We start from the raw sequence: 17,078 nt of genomic DNA, 5'->3' as shown, positions 1-17,078 counted from the left end.
AACCTTCATCCCCTTTACAAATGGCACTGCCGCAAAATGATAAACTAATCCTGCATACGCTCCAGCGCATAATCTGCTTCCTCCGCAGTCAGTTCGCCCGCTTTTAATTGTCTGAGGAGCTCTTTTACTCTCTCGTTCTTTCCATTGGAATCCGCTGTTGCATGATTCTGTGCCTCCGCGGAAAACGTTTCTTTTTTACGAATGGTTACATCCTTTAAACCTGCAAGTCTCTCTCCGTGTTCATTAAGCAGCTGAATATCGTAAATAAGCTCGGAGTGACCTTTTTGGCCTGTTTTACGCGCATAAGCCCAGCATTCTGCTGAAACTTTTTTCCGAATCGTAATCTCTCCTATTGAAAAAGGAACATAAACAGATGCCTCTTCTCTTCCGTCCGTAATGCCGAACAAAGATTGCAGAGCCCCATCAATTAGAGACGGATGCAATGTATAATTTTCAAGAGCATATGCGGCTTCTTTTGGCAGCAATAAGTGTGCAACCGCTTCCGTTCCGCCGCCCCATAAACGTTGAATCGGCTGAAAAGCGCGCCCATACTGGAACCCGTTTTCCCGAAAATACTCGTAACATTCATCTTGTTCACGGACAAAAGCACTTCTGTTTATCATCTCTTGTCTGTCGATGTTCTCTATATCATCACTGTAATGATGATCATAATCTAATTCCCCCGTCACAAATCCAGTCCTTACAGCAGCATCCTCGTCAGGTGACATGTTAAATAATATGCTGCCGTCTTTTACGGAAATGTGAGTGTAAATGGTCAGGCTCTCTTGCAAAAGCATGGCCGGTCTGGCAAATATCACGTTTTTTAAACGAGTGACCTTTTTCTTTCGATATGACCGCGTTCCCGCTGCGCATGCCATTTCAAGAAAAGCAGCTGCCGGGAGAATGCTCTTGTTTTTTACAATGTGGTCTTTTAACCAAATCTCTTTGTCTCTTAATGTCGTTTTAAAAAACTGCTGTTCCAGAGTAGATTCATTCGAATCCAGAAGCGGGTGCAGTGAAGACTGCTGCGGCAATATTTCCGGAAATACTGCACTTTGGCTTCCAGGCACCCAGTAAGACTCCTCAGCAAATGGATATAAAGGAAGCTTGACCTTCTGCGGGGTATATTCTTCATATAACTCTCTCCATTGAATATCAGCCCCGAAAGACCATAATTTTGCAAGAAGATTCAAGTCCTTTGTCTCCATCATCGCCTCGAGGAATTTATCTTTCATCTTTTGATCATGAAAGATAAAGACTTTATCAAAATCTTTCGTAACATTGCCTTTGTATACGCCCTCTCCAATTGTTCCTTCAGTACAGAAAGTTCTCAGTTTCTCCTTAAGTTCCGGCAAATCGGAAGCTACAACAGCAAGTCTGTCTTCCATCGGTTCCCTGCATGTCTGCAATGTAAAAGCGATATCAGCTGCCGAGGCCTTTGTCTCCCGCTCTGTGAATTGCAGAAGGCGCAGAGCGTATTCTTTCAGTCTGTCTTCATTTTTGGCAGAGAGAACTGCGGCAAACGGACCGCTTATTGTTTGTGTGTCAGCATGGTTTTGATATTCTTCCACAATGACATGGGCATTTGCTCCTCCCGCTCCGAACGAACTGATTGCTGCTCTCCTGTTGGAGGCGCCTGATTCTTTCCGCCACTCTTCTTCTTTCTGCTGAACGTAAAAAGGCGTCTTTTCAAATCGGATATTTTGGTTCAGCTGTTCCGAGTGAATGGATGGCGCCAATTTCTGGTGCTTAAATTGTAAAAGAACTTTTGTAAGGGCTGCTATACCTGCAGCAGACTCCAAATGTCCGATATTAGACTTCACTGAACCTATGGCACAAAATTGTTTATCGTCCGTAAATTTCTCAAACGCTTTTGTCAATCCTGCGATCTCAATCGGATCTCCGAGCGAGGTACCCGTTCCGTGTGCTTCCAAGTAGCTGACGGATCGCGGACTGATGCCCGATTTCTTGAAATTTTTAGCAATCAGCTCAGCTTGTGCATTCGGATTCGGAACCGTAAATCCATTGGTTTTTCCGCCATGATTTACAGATGTTCCTTTAATCACTCCGTATATATGATCCTGATCAGCAATTGCTTTTTCCAGAGGTTTCAACAGGACGGCTCCCGAACCTTCTCCCGGCACATAGCCGTCTCCGCCCTCTCCGAAACTTCTGCACAATCCTTCGGTGGAAACAAAATTACCTTGACTCAGCCAAAGGTATTTGCTGGGGTGTATGGATACATTAACGCCGCCCGCAAGCGCAATTTCACTTTCCCCTCTTTTAATGCTCTCACATGCCAAGTGAATGGCCGTCAGCGACGATGAACACATCGTATCCAGTGCAATGCTTGGGCCGGAGAGATTAAAAAAGTATGAAACCCTGTTCGCAATAGATGAAAAGAAGGAACTGAGCGCGATCGGATTGCCCCGCGCAGTTTCTTCTGCGCCGAATAATTGATATTGTCCGTACATGGCTCCGACAAACACACCGGCTTTCATACCGTCAAGCTTCTCTTTTGTATATCCTGAATCTTCAAACGTATGCCAGGAGGTTTCGAGAAAAATTCGCTCCTGAGGGTCCATCAGCTCAGCTTCTTTATGAGAAATGTGGAAAAACAGCGGATCGAATTGATCAACACCGCTGATAAAACCGCCCCACTTACTGTTGATTTTCCCCTTCTCCATTCTGTCGGGACTGTAAGTCGATCTGAAATCCCAACGTTCCTCGGGGATTTCAATAATACAGTTTTTCCCTCCGGCAATGTTTTCCCAGAACTCCTCAAGAGTATCGGAATTCGGATATCTTCCGCTCACACCGATAATGGCAATATCCTCACCCGGCTGAACCATGCTCGGTGCAGCTGCAACTCTCTGCTGCCGGTGCTGTTTTTTACTCAGATTTTCTTTTTTCTTCGGCACTCTTGTTACCGGAGCTGCCCCTGCGGCCTTAAGCACTTTTTCTTTAAAAGATGTTAGGAAGAAGTTTGAAAGCTCTTCAATGTTCTGATATTCAAAAAAGATTGTTTTTGGAAGATCCCCGAAAGTATCTTCAAGCTTTGAAATAAGTGACATGATCATAAGTGAGTTGATTCCGAATTTCTCAAAAGAGTCTTTCGCATTTATTTTATGAGCTTGGATTTTCAAGACACCGCTGATGATCTTGATTAAATAGTCATTGACTTTTTCTTTCGCAGCATATTCCTCTTCTTCATCGTGTTCCGCCGTAAGTGTATCTTGATCTGCTGCAGCTGTATTTCTTTGAATCGAAAGCGCTTTTATCATTTTATCCCGCTCTCCTTCTGCAGGCATTAAGCTGGTAAATGAAGACCGCAGCATTTTCAGAAACGCTTCCAAAACAGAGGAAGTTCGCATCGGCGTCATTCCGTATTTTTCTTTTATTTGGTTGATTCCATTGCTGTCGAGACTCATCCCGCCATCTTTCAATAACGGCCAATTGATTGATAGTGTTTTTCCATTCCGGGAGAGCTGAGATCGAAGCATTGCAAAACTGTCCATAAAATGATTTGCATACGCATAGTCACTTTGGCCGGCATTTCCGTAAGCGGAAAAAGAAGAAAAGAGAACAAAAAAATCAAGATCTTCGTCTTTTGTCAGCTCATCCAGCCAGATTGTCCCGTAAACTTTCGGTTTCAGTACGTCCGTAAAATCACTGAGACTTTTATTTACAAGAAATGAGTCACGAAGGATGCCGGCAGCATGAATGATCCCGTTTATGCTGCCGTACCGCTGTTTAACGCCGAAAATGAATCGCTCTGCCTCTGTTCGATCTGTTATGTCCGTCCGCTGATATTCAACAATAGAGCCGCTCTCATTAAGCTTACTGATCCGTTCTTTTTGATCAGCTGTTAAAACAGAACGGCCTGTAAGTATAATCACGGCTTGGTTTTCTTTAGCGATGTGTTCCGCAAACAGCAGCCCGAGTTTTCCGGCTCCTCCGGTAATGATATATATGCCGCCTTTTTGATACGTTACAGATCCGTGATCGTGTTCCGGAATATCAATAGGCTGCAGCCCTTTCACATAACAGGTATGTGAGTCTATTAAAATCTCACATTCATCGGTTTGAAAGCGCTGTATTTCACTGATCGCAGCATCCCATATCTCGGAAACCGGAGGATTTATGTCAGAATACTCATGGCGAATCTGTATGGTTTTCGCTTTAAGCTTGGAGCTTTCCATGTTTACCGTTTTCATGAAACCTCCGACAGCTTCATGAAACGGCTGATTCAGACCCCTTGTCCAATAAATATGCAATAACGTAACAGGTTCGTTTCTCCGCATTAAAGCTTTTGATAATAAAAAGAGCGAGTTTATCCCTCTGCAAAGAGTTTCATTAACGGATTCTTCAGTGTATTCTCTGATTTCTCCGTTCCATAAATAAAGCACGACATCAGGTGTAAATCCGTTTTCAGCCAAATCAGACATCAGCATTTCGACATGACTTTCATCAGAAGGATTGATTGTGCATCTATTCCGTTCAATTCTATAATCAGAATCGGGCGTTACGAGAATGACACGGTTATGATCTCCATTCATCATCTCGGCATGCTGAAAAAGACGGTTATCCTGATCAAAAATCAGCATATTTCCCGGTGCCTGCTGATTCGGCATATCAATGTTATTTTTCCTTACCCAATCGTTCTTGAAAAAAATGGTTGGGGACGGAGCTTGTGATTCCGGCTCCGCCTTTTTTTCCATTTGTTCTTTTCTGTAAGTGCGAATTAGCTCCAGTCCTGCATCAGGAGACATTTGCTGTTCTTCAATTAAGGAAAGTATTTGTTTGATCTGCACTATTTTCCCTCCAGCAGCTGATAAACTTGGTCAGCAGAAAGTTCACCGTTTTTCAATTGTTCTAATAAGAAGAGAATTTCCTGATCTTCATTTTTACGTCCTGCGGTTAATTCTCCCTCGGTCACTTTTCTGACAGAAAAGTCTTTCATGCTCACGGCTATTTCGCCGCTCTCGTTAATAAAATCAATGTTATACGTATAAAAACCGGTTTCTCTCACCGAAACATGGCATCGGGCAGTAAGCGCTCTCTTAATGTGAAGCTCTCTAAGTGAATAAGGAACAAATAAGCCCTCTTTCTCATTATCTCTTAACAAAAATGCAGCCGCTTGAAAACCGCCGTCAATTAATGAAGGATGGAGTGTAAAATGTGAAAACCCGTTCGCTAAATGAGCCGGAAGCTCCAATTCTGCCATTAACTCCATATCACTGCTGTATACGGCTTTCAACGTTTGAAAACTGCTATGATATGTCAGGCCCATACGACTGAAGCGGTGATAACACTCTTCCCGGGTTATGGCAGCCTTACTGCTGCGTTTGAACTTATCAATATCGACATACTCAGGATTGCTGTTTATGTCTCCGAATACTGTTTCACTTTGTGTGCAGATTTGCTGCACGCCATCCGGACCCTCTTTACATATCGTTACGTTCAACTTATCTTGTTTCATGTCCAAGTCGGTATAAATGTGCAGCGTTTTTCCTTTATATAATATAGGTCTGTTCCACATCACGTCTTTTATTTTATATACTTTACTTTCTCCGCTTATTTCCGCACAAACAAGAGCCATTTCAAGCGAAGCGGCTCCTGGCAGCACATAGTCTCCTGAAACAAGGTGATCAGTGACGAAAAATTCAGTTCCGGAAATAACAGTTTTAAATGCTTGTTTCTTTAATGTTGAGACATTCTCGCTGATTAATGGGTGAAGACTTTTGCTATTAACCTCGCTTTTGTTCTTTTTCGGAGTAAACCAATAACTCTCTTTTGCAAACGGATAAGTTGGCAGCGGCACTCTATTCAATTTCTTATTGCCGATTGTCTTCCATTCAAACTCGGCTCCATTGGCCCACCATTGTGCGAGCAGCTCCTCTTTTCCGCTTTGAAGAGCCTCCTCAATCATATATTCAGAAACAGCTGTGCGCTCTTCTGTGTTTTCGCTTATAAATACGCCTTTTTGCACCTTGCTGTCATCAAGAAAGCTGACGTATTTATCTCTCAGCTCAGTCAGACTCGCTGCACATACGGCAATTCTTTCGTTCATTGCTTCCCGGCCGTTTTGCAATGTAAATTCCATGTCACTGGCATTAACGGTCATTTCACCGGCAATCACGCGATCCAAGTACTGAAGCATAAGCCGGATATACTCAAGTAATTGATCTTTGGTTTTCGCAGATAAAACAAAAATATGTGTGTTACCGTTGTTTTCCGGCACTTCTTTTTGAGGTTCCCTATATTCCTCTAAAACAATATGCGCGTTCACACCGCCGAATCCGAATGAGCTGACACCTGCTCTCCTCGGCAGATCGTTGTTCTCTTCATCTTTTATCGGATTCCACTTTTGAGCGGTTTCTGTGATATAAAATGGTGTATTTTCCAGTTTGATGTATGGATTGAGTTCTGAAAAATGGGCGAGTCCCGGAAGTTTGCGATATTTAAAAGCCAGTAACACTTTCATCACTCCGGCTATTCCGGCAGCGGTTTCGAGATGGCCGATGTTTGTTTTCACAGACCCGATTCCGCAGCATTTCTGTTTCGCAAAAGGAATGTCCCATTCTTGATATAACGTTTTAAATGCCTTTATGATGCTGTTTACTTCAATCGGATCGCCAAGGCTTGTCCCTGTGCCATGCGCTTCTATATATCCCGCAGTGGCAGGGCTGACCCCCGCCTTCCGCCAAGCTTCGGTTAATAAGTCCGCCTGTGCGTTCGGATTCGGAGCTGTCAAAGAATTGGCGCGGCCGCCGTGATTTACAGCTGACCCTTTAATCAAACCATATATATGATCACCGTCTGCCTGTGCTTTGCTGAGCGGCTTAAGCAATACTGCAGCCGCCCCTTCACTCCTTACATAGCCGTCAGCGCTTTTATCAAACGTTTTGCACTTTCCGTCTTTGGAAAGCATACCTGCTTTATCAAAAGCTATAAACAGAGTAGGGCTTGTCATAATATGCACACCGCCTGCAATCGCCATTTCAAAATCGCCTCTTTGAATCCCCTCAGCCGCACGATGAAGCGCAACTAACGAACTTGAACAGGCAGTGTCAATCGGTTCGCTCGGACCCGTCAGATTCAGCTGATAAGAAATACGATTTGCCAATATACAATGATTTAAACCGGTTGCAGTCTGCGCCTGAACAGAGACGCCATTTTCATTCAGACGTTCAGCATAATCCGTTGTGGCGACCCCTGCAAACACCGCGGTTTTCGTCCCTGCCAAATCAGATGGCTTATAGCCCGCATCTTCTATTGTTTTCCATACAGTCTCCATAAAAATTCTTTGCTGGGGATCCATTAATTCTGCTTCGGCGGGAGAAATCCCGAAAAACAACGGATCAAAACTGTCCGCGCCTTTGATAAATCCGCCTTTTTTTATTTTTGTTCTATTGACGTCCCTGATCGGATCGCCGTCAAACTCTTTCCAGTCCCAACGGTCTTCAGGAATGTCTGTAATCATATCCCGCCCTTTTTCAATTCCTTCCCAAAAGTCTTCCAGCGAATCTGTTTGGGGGAAACGGCCGCTTATTCCCACTATTGCAACCGGCTCATTCATATGTCTTTCCTCTTGCCAAGTTTTGTTTTCAGGCTCAGGGGAATGTTCATAGGATTCCGGCGGAGGCGTGCTGTACAATGTTTTTTCGTCAGCTGCAGAAAAAGATTCTGTCTCAGCAAAAAGGATTTCTCCGTATTGCTCGATTACATAATCAGTCAGTTCAGCCAGTGAATTGCATTCAAAGAAAATGGACGGTAACAATTCCGTACCATATTGTTGATTGATTTCATTTCCGAGTCTGGTAAACGTAATAGAATCAAATCCGTACTCGCCGAATGAAGTCTCTTCTTCTATTTCCTTTCTGTCAATCTTTAAAATACTTGACATCATCTTTGCGATGCCCTCAATCAGATTTTCTCTCCTGTCTTTCGCCGCAGATTCATCTGAAGAAAAAGAACCGCAGAGATGAAGCTCTTCGGAATACTCACTCTTTAAAAACTCAAGAAGTTCATTAAAATCAGTAAGACCGAAAAAATCTGACGGCATCATTGATATTCCTAATGTTTCGTTTAATTCGTTGCCCAGCATTGTAAACATAATTGAATCAAATCCGTATTCACTTATCGGCAGTTCAAAATCAAATTCCCGTTCTTCAATTTTTAATACGCCGGTGATGATGCGCGTCAAAGTGCTTTTTAAAGATTCAGTTATTGACAGCTCTTTCGGTTCGTGATTTTCGTCGGCGATTGCCGGGTCACTTTTTCCGCTGTCAATCGTTATCATTCGTTCCAGCTTTAATTCATTACCGCTAAATACCATTATTTGATGTTCACACCCTGTCATTGCTTGATCAAATGCTGCAAGGCCTTCCCGTTTTTCCAGAGGCAGCATTCCGAAACGGTCATAAAGGAACTTCTCTGAATGAATATCAATTTGCATACCGCCTTCCTTCCATAAAGGCCAATTAATCGAGACTGTTTGTCCAGGTTTATTTTCCGCCGCTCTCATTTCCGCAAAATAATCCATAAACCGGTTTGCATAAGCATAATCGGTTTGTCCCGCGTTCCCTATTATTGCGCTGATAGATGAAAACATAACAAAAAAGTCCAGAGGTTCTCTGTCTGTATACCGGTCAAGCCATATCGTTCCGTAAACCTTGCTGGCCAAGACTGAATCGAGATCCTCTTCACGCTTATTGATGAGTAATGAATCTTTTATCACACCGGCGCTGTGAATAATTCCTTTAACAGGACCTAATTTGTTTTTGACGAGTTTTATCAGGTTGTCGACATTTTCCTTATCAGAAATATCGGTTCTTATATAAAAAACTTCTGATCCGTTTTTTTCGAGCTCTTTTACATTGCTTACGGCTTCCTCAGAAAGCTCTGACCTGCCGATAAGGACAAGTTTTATTCTCCCTTTTCGCACAAGATGTCTGGCGAAAATCAGTCCCAGACCGCCTGTTCCTCCTGTAATGAGGTAAACTCCCCCTTCTTTTACCTCCATCTTTTTGGGGGGCTCTGCACTTTCAATTTCTGCAGAGTGTTTCACCTGCCTGATTCCATCTCTGTATCTGATTTCTGAAGTATCATCGCTGATGATTGTTTCTTTCACAAGGTTTTTTAATTCAGGCAGACCGGTATTCAGCTGCAACTGAATTTCGTCGCTGTGTATTTCAATATTTTTACCGGACAACATTGGATGTTCTAAATGAAGCGACCTAAAAAAGCCGCTGATTGCCATTTGATAAGGTAAGATTTGATTTTCCCTTGTGAAAAATACATGTGATATCAGGATTTTATGTCTTGGGATTGTTGCTAGCAGAGCTTTCGTTACATTGAAAACCGGCAAAACAGCCTCTTCCAGCTTTTCACGAATGTTATGCTCAATTCCCGTTTCAGGGCTCATCCCGATTAAAATGACGCGGTCAATTGTCACTTGTCTTTCTTTAAGAATCGCCAACAATTTCTGATAGCCGTCAAGTTTGACGCTGTTCAATTCAAAGGAATCAGCTTCTTTTTCTTGAAAACTGCCGCCATGGCGGACAAAGATCATGTTCAAGCCGATATCTTTATATGCCTGGCGGATCAGCGGTTCTGATATATCCCGACGGAGTGAAATCACAAGGCAGCTGTTTAAACCGCCGGCTTCAGGCTGATGAAGCAGAGGGGCCCGCTTCCACATATCAGTGTAATATTTAACTGAATGCCGCTCATCTTGAGTCTGCGGTGCAGCCTTTAATGCCTTCAACGCTAAGTTTTTTATTTTAAGACTTACAGATCCGTTTTCATCCATAAATAGTATATGAAACCTTTTGACATCATCATGTTGTCTTTCATCGGCAGCTGTAATGTAAGCATAGCCGTTTGCCGAAGGTGCGTGAAGAATCTCCAGCTCACCTAATTCAAAAGGCAAATATGCGGTGTGATCCCCTTCTTGACCGGACATAAACCCGGTTGTGGATTGAAAAATGCCATCCAATAAACACGGTTCCAGCAGCGTGCCGGATTTTTTATGAATGCTCTCAGGAAGTGATATTCGTGCAAGAACAGCATTTTCATGGATAAACAGCTGTTTTATTACCTGAAAACTGGCTCCATAGTCCAAACCGCTCTGCCGGAAGGTCCTATAACACTCAGCGCCGCTGATTAATCTTTTCTGTCCGGTTAACCAGCTGTCCAATTGAAAATGCTCTGTATGAGAGGCATCTTTATCTCCGCATGTGATAATGTTTCCTTGGCAATGAACTGCCGCTTCAGGTTGCAGATCGGTTTTCACCACAAATTTGCTGTCTTTTTGATTCGGCAGCAGATCTATCATTATCGTCTTTTCTTTTTCAACGATTATTGGAACCGGCCATACAACCTGACTCAGTTTTATGACTGATTTTCCGTACAGCCTCTCTCCCGCTTCTCTGGCCGCTTCGATGATTGCCGCTCCGGGCAGAACCATATTCCCATGCACAACATGATCTTTTAAATAATATTCAGAATCAGAAAGCGTTTTATAAAATCGGCACTCACCTGCAGAAAAATCAAATAAAGGAGCTGTACCGGCTGCTGATTTTGTTTGCGCCTTATTTGACACCCACAGTCTGTTTTTTAAGAAAGGGTAAGTCGGCAGCGCAATTTTCGCCGGTTTTCTGCCGGTGCGGAAATCTTCCCAGCTTAAATTCCCTCCTGATACCCAGAATTCAGCCATTTCGGCTAATGTGGTTCTGCCGAATTTGAGCGGAGAATCCGATTGCTGCTGTCTGCGTTTATGATTCGGTTTTTTCCCTCTAAATATTTCGTGATCGTCAATTCCATTATAAAAGTGATTTAATTTCAACATCAGATCATCGATATTATTTGAAATGACAGCAAGCCTTTCCGGCATGGCTTCGCGCCCTTCAAGAAGGGTATACGCAATATCAGAAAGGTGAAGCGGCTTGTTTGTTCCCGCTTGCTGCAAAAACTCGTCCTGCTTATGACGGGCCTTTTGAAGATATTCCTCCAGCTGTTTTGCCGATTCCCGTAAACTCAGTGAATGCTTGGCTGAGAGTACGATAAGTTCCTCACTTTCCTCACAATCCGTATGACAGTCAGCAGCAGACTCATACTCTTCCACAAGAATATGAGCATTTGCCCCGCCCGCTCCGAAAGAACTTAATCCCGCGCGCCGCGGATATTTGCTGTCAGAATGTTTTTCATTCGCGGGTTTTATCCAGTCGGCGGTTTCCTGCTGAAGACAAAAAGGTGTCTCTTCCAGATAAAGATCCGGATGCACCCGTTCAGCATGCAGTGTTGCGGCTATTTTTTTATACTTCATTTGTAAGATAATCTTTGTCAGGCCGGCAATACCCGCAGCCGCTTCGAGATGACCGATGTTAGATTTAATCGATCCGAGAGAGCAATATGAAACATCTTCGGTATAAGCTCTAAACGCCTTGGTCAGGCCTCGGACTTCAATCGGGTCACCCAGCGGCGTCCCCGTGCCGTGGGCTTCAATAAAGCTGACACTTCTGGCGCTCCAACCGGCCGCTTTAAGAGCTCCTTGAATTAAATCCGCCTGTGCGGCAGGATTAGGCACCGTATAGCCATTCGTCTTTCCGCCGTGATTAATAGCCGTTCCTTTAATGACGGCGTACACAGTATCATTATCACGTATGGCATCTTTAAGCGGTTTAAGAATTACGGCCCCGACACCTTCCCCGGGTACGAAACCGTCGCCGCCTTCTCCAAAACTTCTGCATTTTCCCGATTTTGAAAGCATCCCCATCTGACATCGGTATAAATAGTCAGAAGGATGAAGATACAAATTTACTCCTCCCGCAACCGCAACCGAGCACTCACCTTTTTTTAAACTTTGGCAAGCCATGTGAATTGCCGTTAAGGATGAAGAGCAAGCCGTATCTACAGGGACACTGGGACCTGTAAAGTCAAATGTGTAAGACACTCTGTTCGCGAGAGACCATGGGAACGAATTTGGAAGTACATCGTTTTTGTCCGTCGGTATTCTTTCGCCGAGCAGCTTGTAAGAATTGGTTGTAACTCCCGCAAATACACCGACATGTTTTTCAGTCTGCTTTCTCAACCCTTCAATGGTATATCCCGAATCTTCAAATGCTTTCCATACGGTTTCGAGAAATATTCGTTCCTGAGGATCCATCGCTTCTGCTTCTCTCGGCGATATTTGGAAAAACAAAGAATCAAATGATTCAGCATTCTTTAAAAATCCGCCCCATTTGCAATAAATTTTCCCCTCATGCGCTTTAGCGGGATCTGGATCATAGTAGGTCTCATAATTCCATCGTTCTTTCGGAATTTCTGTGATTGCGGTTCTCTCTTTTGATAGAAGATCCCACAATTCTTCGATATTTTCAGCCCCGGGATAACGGCCGCTGATACCGATTACCGCTATCCCGTCAAGATGTTCTTTTTCCTCCGCCGCAGATGCAGTGGTGTTTTGTTCCGGCCTGGCGGGGGTAATGCTCTGAATCTGTTTTCCTTTTTCCTCCCGTGAAAATAAACGTCCCAGCCGATCCGGGTATTCCTTTACAAGATGATCTGCTAAATCTCTGATTGTATGAAATTCAAATAAAAGCGTTTTCGAAATTGCTCCCAGTGACTGCTCCAGCTTTGTGTTGCATTGATGAATCATAACGGAATCCATTCCATATTCAGCCAGATGCACATCTTGATCGATCTCTTCCCGTTCTGCACCGACCTCACAGGAGATGATATTGGTTAAAAACAAAACTGTCTGATCCAAAATATCGCCTTGAGCCAAAGGAACGGCACTGCCTGTCTCTGTTTCGTCCGTCAAAAATCTCTGCTGCATAAATTGTTCAAAGCGTTCATGATCACCGCAGACTGCAATATTATGCAGCTGACCCGAAGTTACAATCCGCGAAAACCATTGCGTTCCGTCTTCAGCAGGAAGTTCTTCGAGCCCTGAACCATGAAAAAGAGACGTCCGCCCTTGACCTGACAGGTTCGCCCCCATTCCGATGTCTTGCCATAAAGGCCAATTGATTGTCAGCGTGCGGCCGCTGCGCAGAGAATTTTGCCGTTTCTGTTCCCGATATTCGGCAAAATGATCTAAAAAGCCGTTTGCATATGCATAATCACCCTGGCCTTCATTCCCTGCAATAGAGACGACTGAAGAAAAAACGGCGAAAAAATCCAATTCCAGCGACTTCGTTGCATGATCAAGATTCAATGCGCCATGAACTTTTGGAGCAATCACCTCTGAAAGTTCCTGCTTTGTTTTTCGAAAAAGCAGCGAGTCTCTGATAACTCCTGCACAATGAATGACGCCATGAAGACCTGCATGCTGATCGGTAATACCGTCAATCATTTTTTTTACCGCTTCTTTATCGGATATATTCGCCTGTATATAATAAACCTTTGCTTTAAAGCTGTTCAGGTATTCTAAATGTTTCTGCTTATCTCCGTTTAAAGCAGATCGCCCCGATAGAATAATGGTGGATCTTTCAGTTTTCGCGCAATATTCAGCGACTTTACTGCCAATCCCCCCCAATCCCCCTGTAATTAAATATACTTTATCTTTTTCAGGGTATTGAATGGTCTTTGTGTATGTTTCTCTCTGCTTCTCTAACATCCGTGCATATCTTACGCAGCCTCTGTAAGTGATATGAATATGCCGATCAGGCGCTGTGTTTATTTCTTTATAAAGAATAGCAGCCTTCTCTGAAAATGAAACGGATGCAGAATCATGTTCAAAGCAAACCGTCTTACAATGCAGCTGCGGATATTCTTGTTTTACCGATTTTAAAAAACCGTTCACACCTTCAAAATACGGCAATTTTTCTTTTTGATCTGCGCTGAATGTATAAATGAACGTTACTTTGTTTATAAGGTTCTCGCTGATTAAAGCCTTAGTCAGATAAAACACGGAATAAATTCCTGATTCGAGTGTTTCTTCCAGTTCAGGCTGTTTTTCAGACCACGTATGCAAAATTGCATCAGGCGCTGCGCCTTTTTCTTTTAACAGACGAATGACACTTTGATAATCATCGGGACGCTGCCTGTTGATCGTGAAAACACTGTCGCTTATCTGCTCTAAACGGTCACCGGGCATAATAAGATATGCGGACGTATTCTCTCTTTTTTTCAGCTCTTCAAAATAGTCTTTGTTACCGGAGAACAACAAAATAGTACAGGCTTGTCCGCTGTCCGCTTCATTCTCAAGTGCGGTTTCTTTCCATACCGGCGTATAAAGTGCCTGATTCTTCTTTTCTGAAAAAGCCGCGTCTGATTTTACCTGCTGAGGGTTTAAAGAAAATTGAGAGCGCTCAAACGGATAAGGCGGAAGCGGGGCTTTTCTTTTATGATAGTCACCTAGTTTCGCCCATTCAATCTCTTCTCCTGAAAGCCACATTTGCATAAATGAATGATAAAGAGCCTCATCAGCTGGTTTGTCCGCTTCAAAAGCAGCCGCTTTGTTTAGTTTTGCTGATGGAGGGAGCGATCCGAATTGAAAAACTGAAAAATCAGAAACATCCACATCCGGCTCCGTTCCCTTTTCTTCCGTGTGAAGCGGCATATGATCAGCTATCTCCTGAGACACGGCATCCATTTGATTGTATTCTGTCATCAACGGAAAACGAGTTTTATCATAAAAACCTGCCGGCTGCTCATTAATACAAGCAACAGCCTGTTTAATTCCGTCTTGCTTTTTCAATAACATGCTTAGAAAAAGTTCTTTAGACAAGATTCCTTCATCAAGTAAATTTAATATTTCCAGAACATAATCATTATTAAAGAATCCATCATGATCTGTTAAATCCCATCTCTTATACAGTCTTCTCATAGAGGCAAGGATAGCCATGACCGCTGCTTCCTCATCAGCCGGCAATGCATTTCTTTTAACCGCCGTGCGATTCACAATATAAGATAAAATCTCGATTTCCTGAGTCTTCCCCGCTTTATCCCACTCTTCTAAAAACCCTTTAAACGTATATTGGTGCTCAAGAAGCAGCCGTGTTTTCCCGTACAGGCGGTCTGTAAAATCAGCCGGGAAGCTCAGACCGTTCAGCAGCATCCTTACATAATCTTCATTTAATCGAACCGGCGGGTACGTTTTTGAAGTGTACGGATTGACAAATGGAATGGACGGCGGCTTACAGGATATGTGCGAAGGTTTTTCAGCGCCTGTGATTACAGAAATGGCCTTTTCAATTTTGATGATATCCGCTGCTGCAAGAGCGACGTAATATCCGTCTCCGGCGCCTGTAATGAGGCTTGGCTTAAAACCGGATGCCAGGATACTTTTTATGATTTCCGTATTGATAACTAAAGAATACAAGCGGATTTTCTCAGGTGTCCATTTTCTTTTAAATGAACTGTGCAATGTTGGTATACCCTTCAGAACCGGCCTTACGTTCTTTTCTAAATCAGGGAACACCCGTTTCAAAACGGCAAATTGTTTATAACTTTCCCATTTGAAGTCACCGATGGCAAGCGCCCATTCAGAATCTTGTTTCCTCCGAAAACTTAATCCCTCTTTAAGCTGATTTTTAAATTCCTCCTTGCTGCCTGCCAATAAACCAGCCCTGTAATCAAACGATGTCCTCCCCGTTAAAAGGGTGCTGCTGATCACTTCATTTGATATTTTGCAAAATTCCTCAGAATCGTCAGCAAAGGTTCTCCAATGATGTATCATTTGTTTCATGCTTTCTTCACTTTTAGCGGAAAAAAGGAAGGGTACCCTTCCTTTTCTGTCAGATTCGTCTTTTGTATGTATAAATTCTTCGATGATGACGTGAGAGTTAACACCCCCAAAACCGAAGGAGCTGATTCCCGCCCTGAGCGGAGCCCCGTCTGCCGCCTTCCAATCACTTGAATCAAGCGCCGGCCTAAACGGTGTTTTTTCAAACTGTATAATTGGATTTACCGTATGTACATTCAGGCTTTTCGGCACCCTCCGGTGTTTCATCATCATTAGAACTTTTATCAATCCGGCCATTCCCGCCGCTGCTTCTGTATGACCGATATTTGTTTTCACACTTCCGATCCTGCAATATTGAGTATTCTCAGTATATTGCCGATACGCTTTTGTCAATGCTTCTATTTCTATCGGATCGCCCAGAGATGTACCTGTGCCATGTGCTTCTACATAAGAAACCGTCGCAGCATCGACAGCAGCGTTGTGTAAAGCTTCTGAGATGACCCGGCACTGCGCTTCTGCTCTGGGAGCGGTTATGGAACGGGTTTTACCGCCATGATTAACAGCTGTCCCTTTTATGATCCCGTATATATGGTGACCGGCTTTTACTGCATCACCAAGGCGCTGCAGCAATACAACGCCTGCCCCTTCTCCGGGAACGTACCCATTCGCCGCTGCGTCAAAGGTTTTACATTTGCCGTCAGGACTCAGCATTCTGGCTTTAGAAAAAGAAATATATTTTCCGGGTTGGAAATTCAAGTTTACCCCCGATGCGATTGCATAATCACTTTCTTTTGTCCGCAATGACTTAACCGCTTCATGTAAAGCAACAAGCGACGATGCACAAGCGGCATTTACAGACATACTTTTTCCGGTCAAACCGAATGTGTATGAAAGCCGGTTGGAAAGCATAGCTTCGAAACTTCCTAAACAGGCATAACTGTCGATTTCCGATTCAGCTTTACCTGTCTGCCGGTAGTCAGAATTCATAATACCTGCAAAAACAGAAGTGGTTTTACGCTGGAGATCCTGCAAAGAAACCCCGGAATCTTCGATGCACCGCCAAGTTTCTTCTAAAAGGATTCTTTGCTCAGGATCCATGTTTTTCGCTTCCCGGGGAGAGATATTAAAAAACTTATGGTCGAAATGGTCAGCTTTATGAATAAAACCTCCCCACTTGCTGATTGTTTTGTTCGGTACACTGATATCAGCTGAATAATAAAGTTCGGGATCCCACCGTTCAATCGGCACTTCCCGGATGGAATCTTTGCCGCTATTTATGTTTTCCCAGAATTCTTGATAATGATCTGCATCGGGGAATCTGCAAGCAACCCCGATTATCGCGATATCCGCATTCTGTTTATTCAAATGAACCATTGGCCTC

At 43.5% G+C, this 17,078-nt stretch carries 2 protein-coding genes; both read right to left on the bottom strand.

What is annotated here, in order from left to right; genetic code table 11:
- Positions 1-44: 44 nt before the first annotated feature.
- Positions 45-4,814, bottom strand: a complete 4,770-nt coding sequence (locus G4O42_RS07310) for a type I polyketide synthase (RefSeq protein WP_032874771.1) — start codon at positions 4,812-4,814, stop codon at positions 45-47.
- Positions 4,814-17,071: an SDR family NAD(P)-dependent oxidoreductase gene (locus G4O42_RS07305; RefSeq protein ID WP_032874769.1), complete on the bottom strand. Its 12,258-nt coding sequence runs from the start codon at positions 17,069-17,071 to the stop codon at positions 4,814-4,816. The genes G4O42_RS07310 and G4O42_RS07305 overlap by 1 nt, the downstream gene beginning before the upstream one ends.
- Positions 17,072-17,078 lie beyond the last annotated feature (7 nt).

The organism is Bacillus sp. LUNF1, assembly GCF_011008975.1.
GTDB lineage: Bacteria > Bacillota > Bacilli > Bacillales > Bacillaceae > Bacillus > Bacillus velezensis.
This window is presented reverse-complemented; position numbering and strand designations above follow the sequence as displayed.

Excerpts from the sequence above, each read along its gene's own strand:
- G4O42_RS07305 (WP_032874769.1), bottom strand. The coding sequence starts at position 17,071 with ATGGTTCATTTGAATAAACAGAATGCGGATATCGCGATAATCGGGGTT.